General features: G+C 42.6%; 11 protein-coding genes and 1 pseudogene. 11 read left to right on the top strand and 1 reads right to left on the bottom strand.

Features of this window, described 5'->3' with window-relative positions; all coding sequences use genetic code 11:
- The first annotated feature begins 15 nt into the window (after nt 1-15).
- The 5 genes from rfbC to KZE55_RS07305 all read left to right on the top strand — a co-directional run bounded on the left by rfbC (nt 16) and on the right by KZE55_RS07305 (nt 7,764).
- Complete coding sequence (rfbC, locus tag KZE55_RS07325) at nt 16-591, top strand: dTDP-4-dehydrorhamnose 3,5-epimerase (protein ID WP_222257967.1); 576 nt, start codon at nt 16-18, stop codon at nt 589-591.
- 3 nt (nt 592-594) lie between these two features.
- A complete protein-coding gene (gene rfbB, locus KZE55_RS07320) occupies nt 595-1,578 on the top strand; it encodes a dTDP-glucose 4,6-dehydratase (RefSeq protein ID WP_222257966.1) in 984 nt (327 codons plus the stop codon).
- Nucleotides 1,579-1,695: 117 nt separating this feature from the next.
- A complete protein-coding gene (gene rfbD, locus KZE55_RS07315; protein ID WP_222257965.1) occupies nt 1,696-2,538 on the top strand; it encodes a dTDP-4-dehydrorhamnose reductase in 843 nt (280 codons plus the stop codon).
- A 24-nt stretch (nt 2,539-2,562) separates the two neighbouring features.
- Nucleotides 2,563-5,223: a peptidoglycan recognition protein family protein gene (locus tag KZE55_RS10315; RefSeq protein WP_261313223.1), complete on the top strand. Its 2,661-nt coding sequence runs from the start codon at nt 2,563-2,565 to the stop codon at nt 5,221-5,223.
- Between the two features lie 141 nt (nt 5,224-5,364).
- Entirely contained in the window at nt 5,365-7,764 is a 2,400-nt protein-coding gene (locus KZE55_RS07305) for a KxYKxGKxW signal peptide domain-containing protein (protein WP_222257964.1), read from the top strand.
- 75 nt (nt 7,765-7,839) lie between these two features.
- On the opposite strand, the gene KZE55_RS07300 is transcribed toward KZE55_RS07305, so the two are convergent.
- The gene (locus KZE55_RS07300; protein WP_222257963.1) at nt 7,840-9,198 is read right to left on the bottom strand and encodes an LCP family protein; all 1,359 of its coding nucleotides are present in this window, start codon (nt 9,196-9,198) and stop codon (nt 7,840-7,842) included.
- 180 nt (nt 9,199-9,378) lie between these two features.
- Here KZE55_RS07300 and KZE55_RS07295 point away from each other — a divergent pair, with 180 nt between their 5' ends.
- The 6 genes and pseudogenes from KZE55_RS07295 (at nt 9,379) to KZE55_RS07270 (ending at nt 16,869) form a co-directional block, all read left to right on the top strand.
- Nucleotides 9,379-10,098 carry a glycosyltransferase family 2 protein gene (locus KZE55_RS07295; RefSeq protein ID WP_222257962.1) on the top strand — a complete coding sequence of 240 codons (720 nt, stop codon included), beginning with the start codon at nt 9,379-9,381 and terminating at the stop codon, nt 10,096-10,098.
- Between the two features lie 13 nt (nt 10,099-10,111).
- A complete protein-coding gene (locus KZE55_RS07290) occupies nt 10,112-11,572 on the top strand; it encodes a hypothetical protein (protein ID WP_222257961.1) in 1,461 nt (486 codons plus the stop codon).
- 128 nt (nt 11,573-11,700) lie between these two features.
- A pseudogene (locus KZE55_RS10480) lies at nt 11,701-13,059 on the top strand (IS4 family transposase).
- A 250-nt stretch (nt 13,060-13,309) separates the two neighbouring features.
- Complete coding sequence (locus tag KZE55_RS07280; RefSeq protein ID WP_222257960.1) at nt 13,310-14,887, top strand: peptide chain release factor 3; 1,578 nt, start codon at nt 13,310-13,312, stop codon at nt 14,885-14,887.
- Between the two features lie 160 nt (nt 14,888-15,047).
- The gene (locus tag KZE55_RS07275; RefSeq protein ID WP_261313220.1) at nt 15,048-16,259 is read left to right on the top strand and encodes a polymerase; all 1,212 of its coding nucleotides are present in this window, start codon (nt 15,048-15,050) and stop codon (nt 16,257-16,259) included.
- Nucleotides 16,249-16,869, top strand: a complete 621-nt coding sequence (locus KZE55_RS07270) for a YveK family protein (protein WP_222257959.1) — start codon at nt 16,249-16,251, stop codon at nt 16,867-16,869. The genes KZE55_RS07275 and KZE55_RS07270 overlap by 11 nt, the downstream gene beginning before the upstream one ends.
- Nucleotides 16,870-17,152 lie beyond the last annotated feature (283 nt).

The raw sequence follows: 17,152 nt of genomic DNA, 5'->3' as shown, positions 1-17,152 counted from the left end.
GGAGATAGGAAATAAATGTCATTAAAAGTTATCGACACTACGTTACCAGATGCAAAGATTGTGGAAACTGATGTCTTTGGCGACCACCGGGGCTTCTTCACCGAAACCTACACCAAGAACAAGTTTGAGGCGGCAGGCATCAACGTTGAATTTACCCAGGATAACCAGTCGCTATCTGTAGAACCCGGTGTTTTGCGGGGGATGCACTACCAATTAGCACCATACTCCCAAACTAAGCTCCTGCGGGCCGTTACTGGGGCCATTTACGATGTCATCGTCGACATCCGGAAGGGGTCACCAGCTTATGGTATGTGGGAAGGCTTCATTTTAAGTGAATACAATCACCGGCAACTGCTGGTTCCCAAGGGCTTTGCACACGGCTTTGTTACCCTGACGCCAAACGTTAACGTTGCCTACAAGGTCGACGGCTACTACGCACCAGATGCTGACCGGGGAATTGCTTACGATGATCCTGACTTAAACATCAAGTGGCCAATGCCAACTGACCACCTGATCCTGTCCGAAAAGGACCAACACCACCCATCCTTCAAGGATGCTGAAATGAACTTTACTTATGGGGAGGAAAAGTAAATAATGAATATTCTAGTAACCGGTGGAGCCGGCTTTATCGGTAGTAACTTCATCCACTACATGCTCAAGAAGCATTCTGACGATAACCTGATTAACTTAGACCTGCTGACTTACGCAGGGAACATCCACAATTTGGATGATATTAAGGATAACCCCCACTACCACTTCGTTAAGGGGAATATCGTCAACCGTGAACTGGTAACCCACCTGGTCCACGAATTCAACATCGACCACATTGTTAACTTTGCGGCTGAATCACACGTTGACCGCTCAATCCTTCACCCAGACATCTTTGTAGAAACCAATGTTCAGGGGACCCTGGCTTTGCTGGACGTTGCCAAGAAGGAAGGTGTTGAGAAGTTCCTGCAAGTATCAACCGACGAAGTCTATGGTACCCTGGGGGCAACGGGCTACTTCACGGAAGAATCCCCACTGCAACCAAACTCACCATATTCGGCAAGTAAGGCTTCAGCGGACATGATTGTACGATCCTATTTTGAGACTTACGGCTACAACGTCAACATTACCCGTTGTTCTAACAACTACGGTCCATACCAATTCCCGGAAAAGTTGATTCCACTGGTGACCTCCAATGGGATGGAAGGTAAGGACCTGCCAATCTATGGCAACGGTAAAAATATTCGTGACTGGCTCTACGTTTCCGATCACTGTCAGGCAATCGACCTGGTCCTGCGGAACGGTAAGCCGGGTGAAGTTTACAACGTCGGTGGCCACAACGAACGGACTAACAACGAGATTGTCCACCTGATTGTTGATAACTTAGGAATTTCTGAAGACCACATCAAGTACGTCAAGGACCGCCTGGGCCACGACAAGCGTTACGCTATCGACCCAAGCAAGATTGAGAAGGAGTTAGGCTGGAAACCGGAATACACCTTTGATACAGGAATCGTTAAGACAATTGACTGGTACAAGAACAACGAAGCATGGTGGAAGCCACTGAAGGCTAAGGCCGCTTTGAAGTAATATAAATAAAATGAAGTTGTAACATCCGGTAACCTAACGTGATGTACAATGGATAATAACGAATAGGGGTAACGGTAATTGCTTGCCGTGGCCCCTTTTTAAGGAGGAAAACTGATAATGGCAGACATCCTAATCACGGGAGCAAATGGTCAGCTCGGGACGGGACTCCGTCACTTACTGGACCAGAGGGGGATTGACTACCAGGCCTTTGATTCGCAGGGTCTCGACATTACTGACCGTCAAGCAGTTGCAAAACGGTTTGCAGCAATTAAACCCAAGGTGGTTTTCCACTGTGCCGCTTACACGGCAGTTGATAAGGCGGAAGACGAGGGGAAGGAAGCCAACTGGCAGGTCAATGCTGAGGGAACCAAGAACATCGCCCAAGCGGCCCACCAGTATGGTGCCACCTTGGTTTACATCAGTACTGACTATGTGTTCGACGGTACGAATGCGGGTGAGTACTCGACAGATGCAAAAACGAACCCGAAGAACGAGTATGGCAAGGCCAAATTGGCGGGTGAGCAGGCCGTCCGCGAGACGATGGATAAGTATTATATCATCCGGACTTCCTGGGTGTTTGGCGAGTTTGGCAAGAACTTTGTTTACACGATGCTTCGCCTAGCTAAGACCCATGACCATCTGACGGTTGTCAATGATCAGACGGGCCGACCAACCTGGACCCGGACCTTAGCTGAGTTCATGCTCTTCGCCGTTCAGAACAAGATAGCTTACGGCACTTACCAGCTCTCCAACGATGGTTCCTGTACCTGGTATGACTTTGCCTGTGAAATCCTGAAGAATAAGGATGTCACGGTAAGCCCAGTTACCTCCGCAGAATACCCGCAAAAGGCTTACCGACCGCGTCACTCAATTATGAGCCTCGACAAGGTCAAGGCAGCGGGATACCAGCCAATTAGCTGGCAAGAAGCCTTACATGATTTCTTAAAAGCGATTGATTAATGATTCTCAGGGAAGGATATATTGATGGAGTTTATTAATTTTGAACATGCTAAGAAGGTTGCCATGACTGGTTTGGCCATGACGAGTTGTGGATTCTTGCTGTGGGTTTCACAAGGTACATCCCATGCGGATGATGACGCCCCAACCACGGTTGCAACGACTCAGGCACAGCAAACAAATACTGATGGCACGACCACCCAGCAACAGGCAACGGTTAACACGGATAATAGTCAGGCGGCAACGGCTAATACCCAGATGCAGGTGGCTGCTAGTCAGAGCTATAACCGCAACGACAAAGGCAACTATGCCAACATGGACAGTATTAGCCTTAATCCGGATGGCAGCCTTAATGCCATTGGCTGGCACGCTACTAATGGTGCTGAGGGCCGCCCGTACCACTACATTATTGCCCTCAACCAGAACAACCACGAAATTGCCCGGCAGAATATCACCAACCAGGAAGTTACCCGCAATGATGTTCAACGGGTACATAACGTGTACGGGGCAAGCCAATCGGGCTTTAACGTCCACTTTGACCTCAGTAAGGTAATAGGAAGCACTAGCTCAGTAACCCTGATTAGTCGTTATACGTCAGACCCACTTGGCAATACGAATGATGCTGACTACTATTTTGCCCCTGTCACAATTGACCGGCGAAACTATGCCAATCTGGATGTGGCAACGGTTACTAAGAATCAACTAAGGGTTACTGGCTGGAACGCCACCAATCTGGCGGTAAATAAGCCGAACCACTATATTATTCTACTTGACCGGACAACGGGCAGTGAGGTTGCCCGGCAGTTGGTTAAGAATGGTCAGAATCGTCCCGATGTTGCCAAGGTATACCCCGGTGTTGAGGGGGCAGGACAGTCTGGCTTTGACATCTCCTTTAACCTGAACGGAGTCAACTTTAACCACAAGTTGCAGTTACTGAGTCGTTACACCTCCAGCAAGGATGGTAACAGTGATTACGTTGACTATTGCTTCACCCCAATCACGAATGGTAACTACGCTAATCAAGGAAACTTAGATAGCTTTAATCTCAGTAGTGGTAAGCTTAACGTTACCGGCTGGCATGCCAATGATATCTCGAAGTTTGAAAACCAACGGTATGTAATCATTTATGACAACACCGCTAACAGCCAGGTGGCTAGCCAGAAGGTTGATGGCATATCCCGGGATGACGTTGCTAAGGTCTATCCGTCAATCGCAACAGCGGGACAGTCGGGATTCAATGCCAACTTTGACCTAGGTAGAATCAAGCTGATGGACGGTCACTCCTACTCGGTTGTGAGTCGGTATTCCACCAGTACCAATGGTAACGGTGGTGATGGCCAATACACCGACTTCTGGTCTTCACCAGTTGTTTACCATAACCAACAGGCTTATTCGATTGACCAAATCAAGATGACTGATCAGGGACTTCAGCTTACTGGCTGGATGGCCAGTTCCCAGTCGCAAAGTAAGGGAAACGCCTACGTAATTATTTTGAACGGTAATCAAGAGGTTGCTCGTCAGAAGCTGGCGCTCACTAGCCGTCCCGACGTTGCCAAGGTATACCCATTAATCTATAGCAGTGCTAATAGCGGCTTTAACACGCTGGTTAAGTTTAACCCAGCAGAGATTACGGGTAACATGCAGATTGTTCTCCGCTTTACTGACGATCCGGCCGGTAACGGTAACAACACTGCTGACCAATGGTTACCTGCTTACTCCTCAAACCAAGGGAAGTTTGATGACATCCGGATCAACGGTCGTTCAGTATACGTAAGCGGCTGGCATGCGAGTGACCAGTCCGCTAACAAACCGTACCAGTACCTGATTTTCTTGGATGCTAACGGCCATGAAGTTTACCGGCAACGGGTTCTGGATATCAAGCGAGCTAATGCTACTGCGGCTGCCACGGCACCATACATCCTGCACAGTGCTAACTCGGGTTATCAACTTGGCTTAACCCTGCCGGCAAGCGCACAGGGTAAGGTCTTCCGGGTAATTCACCGCTTTACGGATGACGTTAATGGAAATGGAAACGGTATTGATCTTTACTCGGAACCTTTGCTGCGATACAATATGACAGCTAACGCAATCAACCGCTATATCTTGCAGAATAAGGTTGGTCACGCAAGCATTCGGACTGATTATGTAATTCCGGAAGTGACTGATAAGTATAGTAAGACCAGTGATGGTCGACCAGACATGGTAGTAGTTCACGAAACCGCCAACCCAAACGATAATATTTACGGTGAAATCAACTTTGAAAAGCAACACTACGAAAATGCCTTTGTCCACGCCTTCGTTGATGGCAACAACATCATTGAAGTCTCTAGTACGGACCGCGAAGCCTGGGGGGCTGGATACCCGGCTAACGGACGGGCCGTCCAGTTTGAACAGGTTGAGGTTTACGGTGCTGGCAACTTCGTCCGTGAATTAGTCAACGGAGCCTACTACACGGCATATAAGATGAAGCAATACGGGATTGTGCCGACCTTGGCTTGGTACAACGGTCAGACGGGCCAGTACGGTGGTACATTATGGTCCCACCACATGGTTTCTGAATACATGCACGTGACGGACCATACTGACCCTGATGGCTACTGGGCTAACCGTGCTTCACGTTACTTTGGTACATCATACACGATGAGTGATTTCTTCGAACTCGTTAAGTACGAATACCGGCAACTATAAATCGTCAGGTGATTAGAGATCGGGACTGAACTCCCGATTCCTTTTTGTTTTTATCCCAATCACTTCTTGTGAAACCGGATACGGTGATATGTTATACTGGCAATATAAAATTAAATGGATTGAACTTTTTGGAGGATAACCATGGAAACAAAAAAGCATTACAAGATGTACAAGAGCGGAAAACTGTGGGTTTCAGCAGCAGTTGCCACCCTTGCCTTAACCGCAGGGATGGCTTATGGCCCATCGGCAAATGCTGATACTGCGCAGCCTACGCAGCCAACCCAAGCTGCTAAGCAGACGACACCTGCTACCGATAAAGCGGCAACTAATAATCAGACCGATAACCAAACTAGTCAGGGACAGACTGACCAGCCGACAACAAATAATACTCAACAGAGTAACAAGAGTAATCAACCGGCGGGTAACCAAAGCGCCCAGCAAGAAGATAATAAGGAAAATCAGCCGAGTGGCAACAAGAGTACCCCAAATAATGACAATAAAGGTAGCAAGGACACCAAGCAAGGCGATAAGGGAAATCAGCCAAGTGGCAACAAGGGTACCCAAAACAATGATAATAAAGGTAACCAGAACAACCAGCAGGATAATAATGGTAAAAAGCCAACCGACGACCAAGGTGACCAGAGTAACAAGAATGCTGATTTAAGTATTAAAGGTAATTTTGGTTCGCTAGATGTTACGAATATTGCTAATAACCAGCTTCATGTAGTTGGATGGAATGCAACAAATGATAGCAAAGGTAAACCGTACCACTACATTTTCGTTCTGCATAACGGTCAAGAAGTAGGTCGTTATCAAGTCGATACCGCCCAAAGTAATCGGTCTGACGTTGCCAAAGCATATAATGTCTGGGATGCTACTAAGTCTGGCTTCGATGTCAATATTACTTTGAATATGAATGAGATTAAGGTTGGCGACCCACTTCAAGTCATGTCACGTTGGACTGCTGATCCAGATGGAAACGCTACAGATAAATTGCCAGCTGTTGACTTTTATTTTCCTAATTTATATGAAATTAAACCGAGTGCTAACCAGGCTCATTTAGATAGTTTCGGGACGTATGCAAATAACCAATTGAAGGTTGTCGGTTGGAATGCTACCAGTCAATCACTTAATTATCCATACCACTGGCTAATTTTATTTGATACTACGACCAATAAAGAAGTTAGTCGTCAAAAAGTTGATAATATAAAGCGAACCGATGTTGCTAAAGCGTATCCAACTATCTTAAATGCTGATAATTCTGGATTCGAAGGTACTTTCAGTCTTAAGGGTATTAATCTAATTGATAGTTTGCAGGTCATTAGTCGCTACAGTAACGATATGGTGAATGGTGAGGGACAATATGTTAATTATTGGTTCCCTGCTCAAAAGTTAATTAAAGGGAGTACAACGATTGAGGGTTCCCTGGATACATTTGAACTTAAGGATGGCCGTGTTCATGTTGCCGGTTGGAACGCTACCGACTGGTCAACGGTTACTCAGAATCACTTCCTCATCTTGTGGGATAACACAGCCAAAAAGCAGGTTGCCTCAAAGCTCGTTGATAACGTTGCACGTCCGGATGTAGCTAAGGCCTACCCATCAATCAAGACCGCCGGCAACTCTGGCTTCGACACCTCCTTTGATCCAGTTATCCTAGTGCCTGGCCATACCTACTCATTAATTAGTCGATATTCAACCAGTAATGAGGGTAACGGAGACACTGGTGCCAATGTTACTTGGTGGTTTATTAACAGGCACCTGACATTCAATCCTAACAAAGAAAATGTTGGTAACCTTGATAATTTTGACATTAGTGATGGTAAACTTCAGGTCACTGGTTGGCATGCTAACGATATGTCAGAATTAGAATCCAATCATTGGTTGATTCTTTTAGGCAGCAATAACAATGAAGTATCCCGGGTCCAAGTTACTAATGACGCGCGTCCGGACGTGGCTGCAGCGTTTAAGGGAATTAAGACCGCCGGTAATTCTGGCTTTACGGCTAGCTTTGATAATTTGAAGCTTAAACCGGGAACCTACACTTTAGTTAGCCGGTATGCAATTAATCCTAATGACCCAAGTCAATACACGGACTACTGGTTTAAGGATGCTATCAAGATTAATCCTAGTCAGCACGCCTCAAATATTGATAGTTTCACTGAAAACAAGGATGGTAGTTACCAGATTACTGGTTGGATGGCAAGCAATGCTACAATGGCGATGAAGGACGTTCACCCATACTTGATCTTGGTAAACGACAAGGGGCAAGAACTTGGCCGGACGGAAGTGAAGTTAGAGGCACGTCCTGACGTTGCTAAAGCCTTTCCAACAATTTACAACAGTGCAATCTCCGGTTTTAATGCTAATCTCAAGTTGAATAAGGGTATCAAGATTGATAAGAAGACTAACGAAGGCCTTCAGCTTTACCTGCGTTTTACGGAAGCTAAGGATGGTAACCCGACAGCTGAATTAGTAGCTGATGACCAGGTTAATACTGGTTTCATGATTAAGGACGGCCAACTCGTCAAAAAGGCTTAGAAAACTCAATAAGAGGTAACAAAAAAGGTTCACTCAGTCGTTGTTTGGCTGAATGAACCTTTTTAGTATGTCAATTTAGTAATCGTAACGGGTTTGCGGTGAACGATAGTACCCGGTTCCGTATGAAGAACGTGGACTGGTTTGTGATGATGAATTATTTTCATCATCTTCATCTGAGGAGGATTGGGACTGGTGACGACTACTGCTAGTTACGTAGTCACTACCATTACCGCTACCGGGATCATTGTAAGAGGCACCACCTGGCAAGATGAAGTCAGTCTTATTATAGCCGTTGTAATTTGGCTGTGACTTGTACATCTTTGTTTCATGGTTAACCACTTTCTTTGGCTTGAGGCCAAGCTCCTTACGAACCAGCTTAGAAACCCGGTTGATCTCCTTTGGACTAGCAATTTGGAAAGAAGCCCCGTCAATCATGGCGTTTTGGCCTTGGAAGTGGTAGGTCGTGACATTGTTCATGGCACTGTGATAGTTACCATACAGGGTTGCAATGTCATCGATTGGAATATTGGCCTTAACACCATCCCCAACCGCATCCATGATTTTGTTGGCAGAACTAATGGATCCGGATTTCTTAAACTTCTTAATGACGCTGGACAAGATTTGTTGTTGCCGCTTTTGCCGGCCGTAATCGTTATTTGGATCTTGGTACCGCATCCGTGAGTACTTTAAGGCCTCATTACCATTCAGGTGTTGTTTACCCTTCTTGAAGTGGTGGCCTTCATAGGTAAAGGCGAACGGGTTATCAACCTCGACACCGCCAAGGGAGTTAACTACCTTCTTGAGGACCCCCATGTTGATAACGGCGTAATAGTCAATTGGCACGTCAAGTAATTCGCTGACCTGCTTAACTGTCTGCTTTGGCCCCCCAATAGAGTAGGCGGCATTAATTTTGACGTAATCCGCACCGTCATCGGTGTTGACACGAACTAGGGTATCACGCGGGATACTTGTCATGGTAATCCGTTGTGTCTTGGGGTTAATAGTGAAGAGTTCGATTGAGTCGGTATTCCCACCAGCATTACCCCGGTGTAGGGCGCCAACATCAGTTCCCATGGCCAGAACCGAGACTGGCTTACCTTGTTGAAGTTTCTTGCTGATTTTGCCGTTACCGTCACTGAAGACCCCGGTGGCCATTTTGTGGACCTTGTGATATTCGTAGAAGCCACCACCGACAACCAGGATGATTAGTAGCCAGATTAGGGCTTTCATCCACTTTGGTGTGTGGAAGTGGTGTTTTTCTGGAACTGGCGGTGGGGTTGGCCGGCCTGCCTTAGGCTTTTTATGATGGTGATGATTAAATTCATGGTGGGAACGCTCAGTCGTTTCCTCATCGTGAGCGTTCTTATAAATTTGCTCCTCTAGTCTTTTTCGGTATTCTTCACGCGACTCGCGTTCGTTGTTGTTATTGTCCATAGCAAAAGTACCTCGATTTTATTTCTAACGTTACTAATATAGCAAAAAAACGGGTGATTGTTCAACGTTAATAAGATAGCTTTAAACTTCTGTAACTAATTTTAAATTGTATTTCTGGAAACATTAAGTTAAAATTGCCCTGTTAAAATTAAACAGGTTGATAGTTAAAAGGAGTACATGATGTCTGAAGAAATGTATATTATTATTCCAGCATATAATGAAGCGGCTAATATTGCCAGGCTAATTAAAGACTGGTATCCGGTAATTGAACGTCATAGCGGAGATGGCCATTCACGATTAGTAATTATTAATGATGGTAGTAAAGATAATACATATGAATTAATTAAAGAAGCGGAAAAGCAGTATCCTCTTTTGGAAGGACTTACAAAAGCAAACGGGGGCCATGGTTCAGCTGTATTGTATGGCTATCGTTATGCGATAAAAAATAATGCTGACTATGTTTTTCAAACTGACTCTGACAATCAAACTAATCCAGCTGAATTTGAACAGTTTTGGCAGTTAAGGAAAAAATACGATGCTGTTATTGGGAATCGTGTACATCGTCAAGATGGTATACAACGAATAATGGTCGAAAAGACGTTACTCATGATTTTGCGATTTTACTATGGTGTAAAAATCCCCGATTCTAATGCCCCCTATCGGCTTATGAAAGTGGAGTTATTGAAAAAGTACATTTCCAAGATGCCATCAGACTTTAACCTACCGAATGTTATGCTAACTACGTATTTTGCGTACTATCATGAAAAAATTAAGTTTTTACCAATTAGCTTTGTAGCGCGTCAGGAAGGCACAAACTCTATTAATATTCCTAAAATTACTAAGATTGGTTGGAAAGCCTTGGGTGATTTTAGAATGCTAAAGAAGCAAATGAATGATTAATGGTGGTACCAAAATGAAAAATGAAAATCATTTAAACTTGATTTACTTATTATATTTATATTTACCAATACTTATATTTGCAGTTAGTTGGTTAAATCCAATCGTTGGACTTCCAGCAGCAATTATCAGTGTTTACCTGATATGGAGGTGTTCTTCCTGGAAGAAAAATGGAATTAGTAGCCTTTTTAAAAGGCATTGGCCGTTCTTAATAGTTACCCTGTGTATTGTTATTAGTTGGGCACTTTTATCTGGACTAGGTGGTTATTTTCAGCAATCGTACGACTGGCAAAAGCATAATGTCCTACTTAATGACTTTATTAACCGTTCATGGCCTGTTCACTATCAGTTTAAAGGGAAATATGGTGTAGTAAGCTACTATATTGGTGAATACATTATTCCTGGGTTAATTGGTAAATTAGGGGGATTCAACCTGGCACAGATTTCTCTATTACTTTGGATAGTTTTAGGAATTTGTCTGCTAATTTTATCTTTATATCATTGGATTGGTGAAGATAAAGGCTGGATACTTATACTGATTGTTTTAGGATTAATATTCTTTTCTCCTTTTATCTACCCATTAAGTGGCATCTACGGCAATTGGGTGCCTTGGGATGCCATGCAAATGAGAGATATGGGAGAATGGTTTAGTAGGGAGTTAGGAATACAATATACTTCTAACATATCTTTATTACGCTTTGTTTTTCCGCAATTTATTCCAACGGCATTGTCTGTCAGTTTATGGATGAGAAATCGATATTGTTATCAGGTTTGGGGTGTAATATTAGCACCAATCATTTTGTACTCAACATTTGCATTCTTGGGATTAGCATGTTTGATGTTGATGACTTTGATATTTGACCTTATAAAGCGGGGGCAAAGCTTATCATGGCGTGAAGTAATCAATCCGGAAAACATCTTATCGATAATCTTAATGGTTGTGCTGCTTCTCTATATTGCTTGCAATATTTTGCAGCCCAAACCGCTTAACGAAGCAATGCATTTTGGCTTTACCGATGTTTGGCATCATAAGCTTGGGTTCATTATTTTTCAAGGGGCATGGATTATTTGGCTGTTATTACTATTGAAGCATGAACGGAAAAACGAATTGTTGTATTTCGCTAGTGTATTACTGTTCTTTTTACCGTTCTTTAAGTTTGGTGCCGCTAATGATCTAGTAATGAGAGTAAGTATTCCGGCACTGATGATCATTAACTTTTATGTGATAAAAGATATAGTATCATATCTGAAAAAAGACACTTATTATGCCCTCATCCTTGTTGGTGGCCTAATTATTGCAGGTGCAGGTCCACTTTGGCAACTAAGAAATGCGGCAGGTAATCATAACATTCATAGTCATATTTACAACATGCCGTTTAAGACTGGTAATCAGTTTTTTAAATCAGACAAGCATGTTGTTTACCAATATGTCGATTGGGACAATAGTAAATTGCGTAGATTAATTATTCGTAACTGAAACTTGAAAGCTAATAATCACGCCAAAAGCGTGTGGTTATTGGCTTTTTTGGCAAAAAAATAAACGCAAGCTCTCCTGCGTTGTATACTTTAGTCGACCAAAACCAAGATACAAAGGAGACTTACGTCATGAATATTATAAGACAAAAAAATACAGAAAACGAGCTTCACAATATTGTTCATCAATTTACTTCCCTCATTGGTCTATCTAAACTCACCAAGTTGGTGAATTATCGCCGGAATTCAGAAATCAGCTTGATGAAGGTCATTGAATGGCTGCTCACGACAAAGTTCCTGGGACGCTCGCTTTATCGAGCCCATGAAACACCTAACTTTACCAGTCGCACCGTCAGAAATAATTTGAACGATGGCCGGATCAATTGGCAACGCTTGATTTGTCAAGTTGGGAGTCATTTAATCAAGCATTTACGACCGTTTATTGACCGCCGGCGGCGGTTAGCATTGATCATTGACGATACACTCTTTTCCCGTGAGTACGCCACCCAAACCGAATTACTAGCGCGAGTCTTTGACCATGACAAACAGTTATATATTAAGGGATACCGGGCTTTAACTTTGGGTTGGAGTGACGCCAATACATTCTTACCGATCAACTTTGCATTAATGTCTTCCAAGAAGCCACAAAACGTCCTTGGAAAATCAGCTAAAACAACCGATCAACGAACAATTGCTGGCCGGAGACGTCGCCAAGCACAGCAAAAAATGAACCTCGTTTCATTGCAACTTGTCAAGCAAGCCCTCGCAAATGGCGTTCTAGCTGACTATGTGTTATTTGATAGCTAGTATAGCTCACCAAAAATGTTCTATGAATTAACCAAGTTGGGATTAAACGGCGTGGGCATGCTTAAACGGTCCAGCAAAATTTACTATCAATATCGCGGACGGCAATATTCAGTTAAAGCATTATACAAGCGACTGCAGGCCTCAAAATATCAACCCAAGCAAGCTTATCAATACAGCTGCTTTGTCGAAGCGCACGTCGGGAACCAAAAATTCAAGCTTCGCTTGGTATTTGTGGCTAATCGGGCCCGTCAAGATGACTACCTAGTACTGGCAACGACTCAGTTAGGCCTTCAGCCACAAGCGATCATTCAACTATACGCCCGAAGATGGCAAATTGAGAATTACTTTAAAGTTGCCAAGCAATACTTGCGGCTCGACAAATCACAAGTTCAAAATTATGACGGGCTTTGTGGCCATTTAGCAATTGTCATGATGACTTATGACCTATTAGCTTGGCAGGAACGGCAAAATCAGGATGATCGCACCATTGGGGATTTATTCTTTATAATGAACGAAGCCATGCCAGATATTGAGTTGTCTCAAGCACTGGTATGGCTTCTAAATTCGTTAAAAACGATTATTAATCATGAAGTTTATGCAAGAAGAGCCCAAATTATTCAGATGATGAATCAGTTCTTCACATTTTTGCCGAAACGGTTAGTTTCGCTGTTAACAGCAAGCTAAATGGTTAAATTAATTAAAATATGCCCTGTGATACCAAGGGATCAGTCTGTCTTCATACTTTCAAGTTTCAGATTCGTAAGTAGTAATAAGAATATTAAATGGGCAGTTTGTACTTAAATATTTACAACAAACTGCCTCTTTTAATTTGCTATTTACCGTAATGAGCCGGAAAGTAGATTGTCAGTTGACAACGAATATACTAAAATAGAAAAGATATTGCGCAATTTAAAATATGAAAGGAAAATTTTTGATGGCATCAAAACAACTTGCTGAAGCAGTTAACAAGCGGCGGACATTCGCTATTATTTCTCACCCAGACGCGGGTAAGACGACAATTACTGAACAGCTTCTCCTTTTCGGGGGCGTTGTCCGGGAAGCCGGGACCGTCAAAGCCCGGAAGACTGGTAACTTTGCTAAGTCTGACTGGATGGAAATCGAAAAGAAGCGGGGAATTTCCGTCACTTCCTCCGTTATGCAGTTTGATTTCCAGGGTAAGCGAATCAACATCCTTGATACTCCTGGGCACGAAGACTTTTCCGAAGATACTTACCGGACTCTGATGGCCGTTGACTCGGCCGTCATGGTAATCGATAGTGCCAAGGGGATTGAACCCCAAACGAAGAAGCTCTTCCAAATTTGTAAGATGCGGGGGATTCCCATCTTCACTTTCATGAACAAGTTTGACCGGGATGCCCGGGACCCATTGGACCTTCTGAATGAGGTTGAAGACGTATTAGGTATCGAAACTTACCCAATGAACTGGCCAATTGGTTCTGGTCACCAATTTAAGGGGATCTATGACCGCTTTAACCATCGTGTTGCTCTAACCCATCCAGCCGATTCGGAGAACCCCTACCTTCCACTGGATGAAGATGGTAAGGTCAAGGGGGATAACCCGCTAGCTGGGGATGGTGAATGGCAGGATGCCCTAGATGGAATGGAGCTTGTGGAAGTTGCCGGAAACCAACTTGACCGGGAGAAAATTGCCAAGGGGGACCAAACACCGGTATTCTTTGGTTCTGCCTTAACGAACTTTGGTGTCCGGACCTTCCTTGAGAACTACCTGCAATTTGCCCCTGCACCAGGGGAACACAAGACGGAAGACGGTGAAATAGTAAAGCCGCTCGATCCTGAGTTCTCTGGTTTTGTATTTAAGATTCAGGCGAACATGAACCCACGCCACCGGGACCGAATTGCCTTTGTGCGAATCTGCTCTGGTGAATTTGACCGGGGGATGGATGTTACCCTGGAGCGGACAAAGAAGCCGTTGCGGCTTTCGAACGTTACCGAGTTCATGGCTGATACCCGGAAAAACGTAGAAAAGGCCTGTGCCGGTGATATCATCGGTCTGTACGATACTGGAAACTTCCAGATTGGTGACTCGATTTACACTGGTAAAAAAGATATTAAGTTTGAGAAGCTGCCACAATTTACGCCAGAACTGTTTATGCGGGTCTCGGCCAAGAATGTTATGAAGCAGAAGTCCTTCCATAAAGGAATTAATCAGCTGGTTCAAGAAGGGGCGGTTCAGTTGTACCGGTCCTACACGACGAATGATTATATTCTAGGTGCCGTTGGTCAACTGCAGTTTGAAATTTTCAAGTTCCGGATGAAAAATGAGTATAACTCCGATGTTGTGATGGAACCAATGGGGCACAAGACCGCTCGTTGGATTGATCCCGAACAGCTCGACGAAAAGATGTCTTCGTCACGAAACATTTTGGTTAAGGACATCCATGACCAGCCACTGTTCCTGTTTGAAAACCAATTTGCGGAGAATTGGTTCAAACAGAAGTATCCAGATGTTAAACTGACAGCTAAGCTGTAAATATCTTGATGGTGGTTGTGGAATAACTTGTTTTAACTAAATACTATATGTTAAGATGTTCCTGTTTTTGAGCTACCTTTACAGCTGATATTTACTAAACGTAATAAGGAGTTATAAGTTAGTAAACTCAATCAATTCCTCTAGGAAAGGAGGTAGCAAGTTGGAAAAAAATAGTTTTTGGATGAAGGCTTGGGACTATCCTATTAATGGACGCCAAGTATATCTGATTGCCTTTTTGTTTTACTGTTTGCCCACGCTTTTAAGTGAAACGACTTTTATACCAGCAATTAGTAATCATTGGTTAAGAATATTTACATATATTTCATTACCATTACTGTTGTTTAAAATTTTTGTGTTGGATCAGTGGGAAAGGAAGCAACTTTTTGTAATTTCAGTTTTCCTAATTTTAGGACTGATAGTTTGGCGAACAACTCAATATTCTGATCTATTAATAATTTCACCTTTTGTTATCGGGGCGAAAAATGTTAATTTTAGGGATATTATCCGGTGGTATTTTTACTTAACCGTCCTTTTTATAATGATGGTTATGATCTTCTCTTTGGTTAAAATAATTCCTAACCTTATATATTATTCTAAAATAAGGCCAACGAGGTATTCCCTTGGTATGCTTTATCCATCGGTCCTTGCGGCGCACTATTTGTTCCTAGCGCTTGCCTATTGTTACTTAAAGTTTGGTAAGCTTAATGTGCTTGATTATCTGTTAATAATTATAGGTGACTTTATTTGTATGTGGCTCACCAATACTAAATTAGATTTTTTGGCAACTCTAATTATAATACCTGTGATGGTTGTTGCTCAGCGGGCCTATCGGGGGAAAAAGTTGTCAAACATACTTGCTTCCTTTTGGTGGATGGCTACTCCAATTTCAGCAACGATTATAATCTTTCTTTCTTATTTCTATAATTCTTCTAATCATTTTATGTACAAAGTAAATTCTTTACTTTCAGACCGATTAGAATTGGGTCATCGTGCTTTTGAAAAGTATGATATAAATCTTTTAGGAAGATCAATCGTTGAACATTCTTTTGCGGGTATAAAGGGACAGAAATTAGAAAAGCTAGCTAGTGGCGGCATGCAAAATAACTATTTCTATATTGATTCTTCATATATTCGGCTAATTTTATTGTGGGGGTTGTTGGCCTTTATTATCGTAATTCTTTGTCTAACCTTTATTGCAATAAGGTCCACGGTATGTAAAACTTTTATCCTCTCAGCTGTAATTCTAGTTTCATCATTAAGCTTTATGTTTGAACCACATATCGTTCAAATTATTTATAATCCATTCTTGTTAGCTTTGCTATCCAATGAATATTTCAGTAGTCTTAATAAGGAGAATAAAAATGCAAGATAATAAGATTAGTATAAAAAATATTTCAAAAATCGTTTGGCATAATATTATAGTTATCGCTGTTGCTACGCTAGTGTTTGGCCTTATTGGTGGCCTGTATGCGAAACATAAGCAGCATACCGATTATGTGTCTACTCGAAGTCTGATGACTAGCCATTCCTATCGTGGAAATTCTGCTAATGAGGAAGTCCAAGCTGATATTAATTTAGGTAGTACATATGCAAAAATCGTTAAAAGCGATAACGTTGCACGGACTGCCCACAGAAGCCTACCTAAAAAGATAAGGAAGGATTACAGCGCAAAACAGATTAGTACAATAGTGAAAGCCCATCCAGTAACGCAAACTACAATAGTAAAGGTTAGTGCTAAAGCTGGAACTGCGGAAGCGTCATCAAAGATTGTTAATGCGGTAACTGATGCTGCAGCTAAACAAATTCCAAAAAGGGTTCCGTCAGCTGGAAAGATTTCTCTTTTTGCGAAGGCCACCGCTGATGATGCACAAAGTATCACTACTCCTTCAATTAAAAAATTCACATTAATTGGAGCAGCGGTTGGTTTTCTTTTAGGAATGGTAGTAGCATTTTCAATTACTACTTGGGTTAAGTTGGTTTAATAACAATCATTAATAAGTTTATCCTTTAGTAAATTGTTAGTAGATGAAACAAATTAATTAGAACTTAATGAAGTAAAATTTTAATTATTGAATGCTAATTAAGTATTTAGGTAGTCGAGGACTTAAATATCAATTAATATTTTAATGCTTAAGTCTTCAATCGGTATATAACCCAATTACAACTCTCATTACTACCACGTTTATGTAGGGGGAGTAGGGGGTGTATACCGTTTTTTTATTTGATAATAATTTAAACTATATAATCAATAGCTAATATTTAAAT

The sequence above is a fragment of the Limosilactobacillus panis genome, assembly GCF_019797825.1.
Taxonomy (GTDB): Bacteria; Bacillota; Bacilli; order Lactobacillales; family Lactobacillaceae; genus Limosilactobacillus; species Limosilactobacillus panis_A.
The sequence above is the reverse complement of the archived record's forward strand: the minus strand, read 5'-3'. Positions and strand labels throughout refer to the sequence as shown.

Bases quoted from the DNA above. Each gene is read 5' to 3' on its own strand.
- KZE55_RS07290 (WP_222257961.1), top strand. From the start codon at position 10,112: ATGAAAAATGAAAATCATTTAAACTTGATTTACTTATTATATTTATAT.
- KZE55_RS07300 (WP_222257963.1), bottom strand. From the start codon at position 9,198: ATGGACAATAACAACAACGAACGCGAGTCGCGTGAAGAATACCGAAAA.
- rfbC (WP_222257967.1), top strand. From the start codon at position 16: ATGTCATTAAAAGTTATCGACACTACGTTACCAGATGCAAAGATTGTG.
- rfbD (WP_222257965.1), top strand. From the start codon at position 1,696: ATGGCAGACATCCTAATCACGGGAGCAAATGGTCAGCTCGGGACGGGA.
- KZE55_RS07305 (WP_222257964.1), top strand. From the start codon at position 5,365: ATGGAAACAAAAAAGCATTACAAGATGTACAAGAGCGGAAAACTGTGG.
- KZE55_RS07270 (WP_222257959.1), top strand. From the start codon at position 16,249: ATGCAAGATAATAAGATTAGTATAAAAAATATTTCAAAAATCGTTTGG.
- KZE55_RS10315 (WP_261313223.1), top strand. From the start codon at position 2,563: ATGGAGTTTATTAATTTTGAACATGCTAAGAAGGTTGCCATGACTGGT.
- KZE55_RS07295 (WP_222257962.1), top strand. From the start codon at position 9,379: ATGTCTGAAGAAATGTATATTATTATTCCAGCATATAATGAAGCGGCT.
- rfbB (WP_222257966.1), top strand. From the start codon at position 595: ATGAATATTCTAGTAACCGGTGGAGCCGGCTTTATCGGTAGTAACTTC.
- KZE55_RS07280 (WP_222257960.1), top strand. From the start codon at position 13,310: ATGGCATCAAAACAACTTGCTGAAGCAGTTAACAAGCGGCGGACATTC.